We start from the raw sequence: 6,547 nt of genomic DNA, 5'->3' as shown, positions 1-6,547 counted from the left end.
TGGGGCTTTTGTTATTTTTAGGCGACTTTTCCGGATTAGGTTCATAGGGATAAGAAGAAAGAAATGGTAGATGCACCCTGGTTCAGTCCTAGAGATTTTTTCTCTGGGGCTTTTGTTATTTTTAGGCGACTTTTCCGGATTGGGTTCATAGGGATAAGAAGAAAGAAATGGTAGATGCACCCTGATTTAGTCCTAGAGATTTTTTCTCTGGGGCTTTTGTTATTTCAGTTAAACTGTTCGGCATTTAAACCTTAATGTCAAGAATTGCGGAATCCTTGTCTTAGGATGAGCGTCTTGCTCACTATTAAGTAGAATTCCACTGACTTAAAGCTGGTGGGCAATGCCCACCCTACGGTACTTTTGTTATTCTCCACCTCACGGTATTTTGGAGTTTGTTAAGAGTGCGGCAGGTCTCAGTTTAAACTTGTAGATGGTATTCTAGCGTTAAATTGACACCAATGAACCCTGTGCTACTCAGATACCGTATCCCATTGCTGATTTTCCGGTGGTACAACATCTGGGAGAGGACGACGGAACCAGTAGAGCCATACTAAACCTGCCAATCCCAAGAGAATTGACACTAAACTGACAATTTGAGCAATGCGTAAAGGTCCGACCATCAGGCTATCCGTTCGTAATCCTTCAATCCAAATGCGACCTGCACTATAACCCACCAGATAAATTAGTGCCAATGTGCCAACTTTCAGGTGCGGTTTTCGTTTCAAATCCCGAAAAAATAAGGTGATCAGTATGGCAAAAATCAATAAATTCCACAGCGACTCATAAAGAAACGTGGGATGGAAATATTGATAATTGATGTACCCTGGAGGGCGCTGTTGGGGAGGAATATACAGTTTCCACGGTAAATTTGTGGGACTGCCAAAGGCTTCTGAGTTAAAGAAATTACCCCAACGTCCAATAGCTTGCCCCAAAATCAGCGAAGGAACAACTAAATCGGCTAATAACCAAACCGATAGTTTCTGAATCCGGGCAAAAATGATCGTGGCGACAAGTCCACCCAAAATAGCACCGTGAATCGCGATACCCCCTTTCCAAATCGCAATAATATCTTCCGGGCGTTGGGCGTATTGTTCCCATTCAAACAAGACATAGTAAAGTCTGGCACAGGGAATTGCCCCAATCACTAACCAGATGGCTAAATCTGCGATCGCGTTTGGATCAACGTTACGGCGCTTGGCTAAATATTGGGACAGACTGACTCCAATTAATACGGCTGAAGCAATTAATAAACCGTACCACCGGATCGTCAGTGGTCCTAGCTTCACCAGAATCGGTCCTGGAGAGGCAAATTGAAACGCCAGGATCAGGGAAGGTATGGCTTGCAGCATTTGGGTATAGCGGAGAGTGAATTAAAAATGGTCAATGTATTTGCGTGAGTTCCCAGGCTCAACTTTACCATCCCATTGTTCCGGGTTCACCCTTGAATGGTCCAACAATATCCTTGGTGATCCATCCCCCGTAGAAGTCCCCTGGCTGAGATTGGACTAATTCATCATCGACATAGCAGGCGTCCATTTTACTGGCATAAAAGCTAACGTGATCTTTAATCGAGGAAAATTCTGGAGTTGGCTGAGGATAATACCAGGCGGCATTGGCAGCCCGCTTGTCACCCACCACAACGTCGGCGTATCCAGCCATTCCCTTCCATTCACAAAAACTTTTACGCCCTGTCTTCGCTAAATGTTCCAGCTTGATGTCTTCCGGTGGGATGTAATAGCAGGGAGGATGGCTGGTTTCCAATACCCGTTTTGCCCGTCGGGTATCTGCGATCGCGATCCCGTTAAAGATTATCCGAATATGCTTGGTTGTCTCCTCTAGGCGAGGAGGACGTGGATAATCCCAGACCGATTCTTGACCAGGTTCAGGAGTAATACGATTGGGTTTCACGGTTTAGCTGTTTTCTCTAATGAGACGGCAGATTAGATGCTGTAGGTCTATGTATGTGTTGATAATGTTACCAGTTTCTCGAAATTTTTTCTAATCAATGCTCACCCTGATCAATTCTGAGCCGTTTTATCCTCACTCAATCAATTAATCGACCCCTGGTGTTGACGAGCTGTTTATTGATCAAATACTCAAGCAAATCTTAACCTTTTCCTTATCCGTCATATCCCCAATTAAACGCTGTAAAGGAGGAGGAAGTTCTTTGATTAGAGTTGGTACAGCAAAAATCTGCTCTTGTTCTAAACGTTCTGGGTTTTCGTAGATGTCGATTATTTCCAGTTCATAACGTCCTTTTAGGTGTTCCTCACAGATACTTTTTATATTTTTAACCGCTTGGATCGATTTGAAACTATTTTGAGCAACATACAAACGAAAAACATAAGTTTGTACCTCCAGGTTAGCAAAGGAATCTAAACTAGATTGAGAGTTTTCGATTAACTCCGACGACTTGTCATTATTTTTGTCGAAATCATTCATGACGATGCTATTTCGCCTCCCTATAATACTAATCTAGTCATTGTACCGTGACTTCCTCTAAAACTGATCTGCTAAAGGATTCATTTTTTTTTGATCATGTATTATGTATTGCTTATTAATTCTTATTCTCACATCTCCTCTAGGGAATCATAATCACGTATCTGCGCCCTTAGTCGGCGATCCTGGAGCAGTGTTTTATCCCGCAACTTCTCTTGCTGAATCATTTGCTCGATTTCTTCTTTTTGAGTTTCAAATTCAGCTTGCAACGCTTGAATCTGAACTTCCATAATCTGGCGTTTGCGTTCGATTTCATGTTGCTTACGTTCAATGGCTTGTCGGCGAACTAATGCCTCTGCCTTTTCTTGTGATTCTTGGATGGTTCGTGCGGTTCCCGCCATTACACCACCGACTCCCAGATACACATCAACCAATTGCACTCCCGTATCGGTCAACCGAAATTCACGGACTTGATGAGAATGTTTCATCCCGCGAGATTTCAGGACAAACAGTAAACGATTGCGTTCGCCGCTACTTTCCTCATCCCGCAACAACAACCATGTATCCATTAACGAGGAAATACCCAGATCCGTCTGTTCTAGGGGATTACCACCTAAGTTTAAATGAGTCAAAACCGTAGTAATTTGATGCGTTTTAAAGAAATCAACGAGACGCATCATAAAGGATTTGACTTGCATATAGTTGCCGATATCCGTCAGATTCGATATCGGATCGATGATCACAACGTTGGGTTTAAACTCATTAACAAAATGGTGAATTTTGACTAAATGCATCTCTAACCCATAAAAGGTTGGGCGCATGGCTTGAATTTTCAACAAACCTTTTTGTACAGATGGGTCTAAATCGATGCCAATTGATCGCATATTGCGGATGATCTGGCTAGGCGATTCCTCGAAGGCAAAGTAGAGACATCGTTCTCCCCGCAAGCAAGTTGCCTCAGCGAAATGGGCGCATAGTGAACTCTTACCTGTTCCCGCCGTACCGGAAATAAGAACACTACTTCCACGAAAATAGCCTTCACCTCCCAGCATGGTATCTAAGCGCTCAACACCTGTAGATATCCGTTCATTGGATACCTGGTAATCTAATCCCACAGAGGTGAGGGGTAATACAGAAATTCCGTCATCTTCAATCAGGAATGGATATTCGTTTGTACCATGTCTAGAACCGCGATACTTGACAATATGTAACCGTCGTGTTGCCAGTTCATTGATGATCCGTTGATTGAGGAAGATGACACAATCGGAAACATATTCTTCTAAACCCTGACGAGTGAGCGTATTTTGACCACTTTCACCCGTAATAATTGCCGTCACGCCCTTTTCCTTCAGCCAAAGAAACAGTCGCCGCAATTCAGAACGCACGATCGCGTTATTTTGCAATCCGGCAAATAAAACCTCTAGGGTGTCTAAGACAACCCGCTTGGCGTTAATTGAGTCAATGGCATAACCGAGACGAATAAATAAGGCTTCGAGATCATATTCGCCAGTTTCTTGGATTTGAGTGCGATCAATATGCACATAATGAATCGTCAGTTTCTTTTGATCGGCTAATGCTGTTAAATCCCAACCGAAGGAAGCGACATTCTGCGTCAGTTCATCGGGCGACTCTTCAAAGGAAATGAAAACACCTGGTTCCTGATACTCCGTGGCACCATGTACCAGAAATTCCATTGCCATCAGTGTCTTACCGCAGCCGGCTTTGCCGCATAGTAATGTAGGACGCCCTTGAGGTAATCCACCATTGGTAATTTCGTCAAGTCCCTGGATGCCAGTTGGACATTTATTCAGCTTGGTTTGGTGTGTCTTTGTCATTTGTCATCCGTTTATGTCTTATGTCCTTGGGAAGGGTTTGAGGAATATTTACAGGACTTAATCGAGTTAGGTTTATCTCCATCAACCTACTTAGAGAGAATTTGGCAATTTTAATTGAGTCCATATTCTCTCGGTTGATTCGTTCTTCATTTTATCTCTATGGTTTCCTACCCCAACTCTTACTGAGGCGGTAGAATTAGATCTAGACCCGACTGTCTCAATCTCACCTCTATTCCCGCTAATCGTCTTGACAAAAGCAACAATCTGTGAAAATAAAGAATCATCAGACTTATGGCTTACTCCGTCACCTCGTCCTCCCATTCCCCCGTATCCCCAGAAAAGAGTCAGCTAAATGGAACCAAAACACCGCTATTAGGGGCAAGTTTGGCTGAGTTAACCCAGTGGGTAGAACAGCAAGGACAACCTGCCTATCGGGGACGCCAGCTTCATAACTGGATTTATCAAAAAGGGGCGCGATCGCTGAGTGAGATTTCAGTCTTTTCCAAGTCATGGCGGCAAGCCTTAGTTGATGTCCCCATTGGTCGCTCTACTCTACATTATCGCTCTCAGGCTCCCGATCGCACGGTCAAATATTTGCTGCGGTTGGCAGATGGTAATATTATCGAAACCGTCGGGATTCCCACCGCTAATCGGTTAACGGTTTGCGTTTCCTCCCAAGTCGGTTGTCCCATGGCGTGTGACTTTTGTGCGACGGGGAAAGGCGGATTTACCCGGAATCTCCAACCTCATGAGATTGTTGATCAAGTTTTGACGGTTCAGGAGGATTTTGGGCAACGGGTGAGTAATGTTGTATTTATGGGCATGGGAGAACCTTTACTAAATTTGGAGGGGGTTCTCGCGGCTGTGCGTTCCCTGAATCAGGATATTGGCATCGGTATGCGATCGCAGACGATCTCCACCGTAGGCATTCGCGATCGCATTCGTCAACTAGCAGAACACAAACTGCAATTGACATTTGCGGTTAGCCTCCACGCTTCTAATCAGCAACTACGCGAACAACTGATTCCCAGTGCTAAACGCTATCCGTTAGCTGATTTAATACAGGAATGTCGGGATTATGTCAAGATAACCGGACGCCGAGTGACCTTTGAATATATCCTTTTAGCCGGACTCAATGACCAACCCGAACATGGAATAGAATTAGCTCAACACCTACGCGGATTTCAGAGTCACGTTAATTTGATTCCCTACAATCCGATTAGCGAAGTGGATTATCAGCGTCCTAGTCCCCGCCGGATTCAAGCCTTTGTTGAGACATTAAAACAGCATAACATTGCCGTCAGCGTGCGTCGTTCTCGCGGTTTAGAAAAAGACGCCGCCTGTGGACAATTAAGGGCTTCGACAGTTTGATAAAAGCAAGGCAGAAGGCAGAGGGTAGAAGCCAGAAGACCATTACACAATCCTTAAAAACATGCAAACAGTAGAAAGCTGCCAGTCGGTTCTGAACGCAGGGAAAACGACAACCGAAACAGCGTTACAATTATTTGACGCTCTCGAACCCGTGGATTTAGACTTTATGATTGGTCGTTGGCAAGGATCGGGACTTCATACCGATCACCCGATGGATGGCTTCTTAGAAACATTGAATTGGTATGGAAAAGAATTTGTTGATCCTGAGACAGTTCACCCATTGTTATTTTTAGATAGCCAGGGAAAAATTTTTAAGGTTGCGCCCAATCCCACGGCAATTAACGTACTTTTTAATTTGCCAATTCTCAAAAATGACTCTCTGAAACCTTGGCTAAGCTTGACGAATTCCTTACTGAAACCATTAGTGGAAACAGAAGAAAGCCAAGCCAGACTCCGAATGATGAACTATCGCGGAAAAGTCAGTGCCACGATGATCTATGATCATTTGCCGATTAATGACTGTTTTCGGAAAATAGATGACAATACTGTGTTAGGAATTATGGATTTGAAACGCTCACCCCAACCGTTCTTTTTTGTGCTTAAGCGCCGTGTCACCCATTAATAATATAGCAATCGCCATAGCGGTTAGGACGCATCATTTGATAGGTTAGTTAACCTTATGTCCAGAAACCGTAGGGGCGCACAGACATGCATTGGTGTCAACTTAAGCTCAACCCCTCACCCCCAGCCCCTCTCCCAACCCTCACAAGGGTAGGTTTTTTAAGATTGCGGTTCAGGTTAGACTTGGAAGACAGGTAGACCATCACTTCGACTTCGCTCAGCGACCGTAGACAAGGAAGAGTGAGAACGAAAAATAGGGCGTTTCGGCTTTTAGAAGTTAG

6 protein-coding genes are annotated in these 6,547 nt (G+C 44.2%); 2 read left to right on the top strand and 4 right to left on the bottom strand.

Features of this window, described 5'->3' with window-relative positions; genetic code table 11:
• Positions 1-470: 470 nt before the first annotated feature.
• The 4 genes from lgt to kaiC form a co-directional block, all read right to left on the bottom strand.
• Positions 471-1,349 carry a prolipoprotein diacylglyceryl transferase gene (gene lgt, locus RH949_RS27155; RefSeq protein WP_006103923.1) on the bottom strand — a complete coding sequence of 293 codons (879 nt, stop codon included), beginning with the start codon at positions 1,347-1,349 and terminating at the stop codon, positions 471-473.
• Positions 1,350-1,413: 64 nt separating this feature from the next.
• Positions 1,414-1,908 (bottom strand): DUF427 domain-containing protein, encoded by a 495-nt coding sequence (locus RH949_RS27150; protein WP_006103909.1) that lies wholly within the window; start codon positions 1,906-1,908, stop codon positions 1,414-1,416.
• A gap of 180 nt (positions 1,909-2,088) precedes the next feature.
• Positions 2,089-2,442, bottom strand: coding sequence for a circadian clock KaiB family protein (locus tag RH949_RS27145; RefSeq protein WP_006104052.1), 354 nt, complete (start codon positions 2,440-2,442; stop codon positions 2,089-2,091).
• Between the two features lie 128 nt (positions 2,443-2,570).
• On the bottom strand, positions 2,571-4,274 hold the full coding sequence (gene kaiC, locus RH949_RS27140) for a circadian clock protein KaiC (protein WP_006103975.1): 1,704 nt from the start codon (positions 4,272-4,274) through the stop codon (positions 2,571-2,573).
• A 291-nt stretch (positions 4,275-4,565) separates the two neighbouring features.
• On the opposite strand from kaiC, the gene rlmN reads away from it, so the two are divergent.
• Positions 4,566-5,645 (top strand): 23S rRNA (adenine(2503)-C(2))-methyltransferase RlmN, encoded by a 1,080-nt coding sequence (gene rlmN / locus RH949_RS27135; protein WP_446357529.1) that lies wholly within the window; start codon positions 4,566-4,568, stop codon positions 5,643-5,645.
• Between the two features lie 61 nt (positions 5,646-5,706).
• The gene (locus RH949_RS27130) at positions 5,707-6,267 is read left to right on the top strand and encodes a DUF4334 domain-containing protein (protein ID WP_446357526.1); all 561 of its coding nucleotides are present in this window, start codon (positions 5,707-5,709) and stop codon (positions 6,265-6,267) included.
• Positions 6,268-6,547: the final 280 nt, after the last annotated feature.

This window comes from Coleofasciculus sp. A1-SPW-01, from assembly GCF_040217205.1.
GTDB lineage: Bacteria > Cyanobacteriota > Cyanobacteriia > Cyanobacteriales > Coleofasciculaceae > Coleofasciculus > Coleofasciculus chthonoplastes_A.
This window is presented reverse-complemented; position numbering and strand designations above follow the sequence as displayed.

What these genes read in the sequence shown, in the direction of transcription:
- lgt (WP_006103923.1), bottom strand. Translation starts at nt 1,349, where the DNA reads ATGCTGCAAGCCATACCTTCCCTGATCCTGGCGTTTCAATTTGCCTCT.
- RH949_RS27145 (WP_006104052.1), bottom strand. Translation starts at nt 2,442, where the DNA reads ATGAATGATTTCGACAAAAATAATGACAAGTCGTCGGAGTTAATCGAA.
- kaiC (WP_006103975.1), bottom strand. Translation starts at nt 4,274, where the DNA reads ATGACAAAGACACACCAAACCAAGCTGAATAAATGTCCAACTGGCATC.
- rlmN (WP_446357529.1), top strand. Translation starts at nt 4,566, where the DNA reads ATGGCTTACTCCGTCACCTCGTCCTCCCATTCCCCCGTATCCCCAGAA.
- RH949_RS27130 (WP_446357526.1), top strand. Translation starts at nt 5,707, where the DNA reads ATGCAAACAGTAGAAAGCTGCCAGTCGGTTCTGAACGCAGGGAAAACG.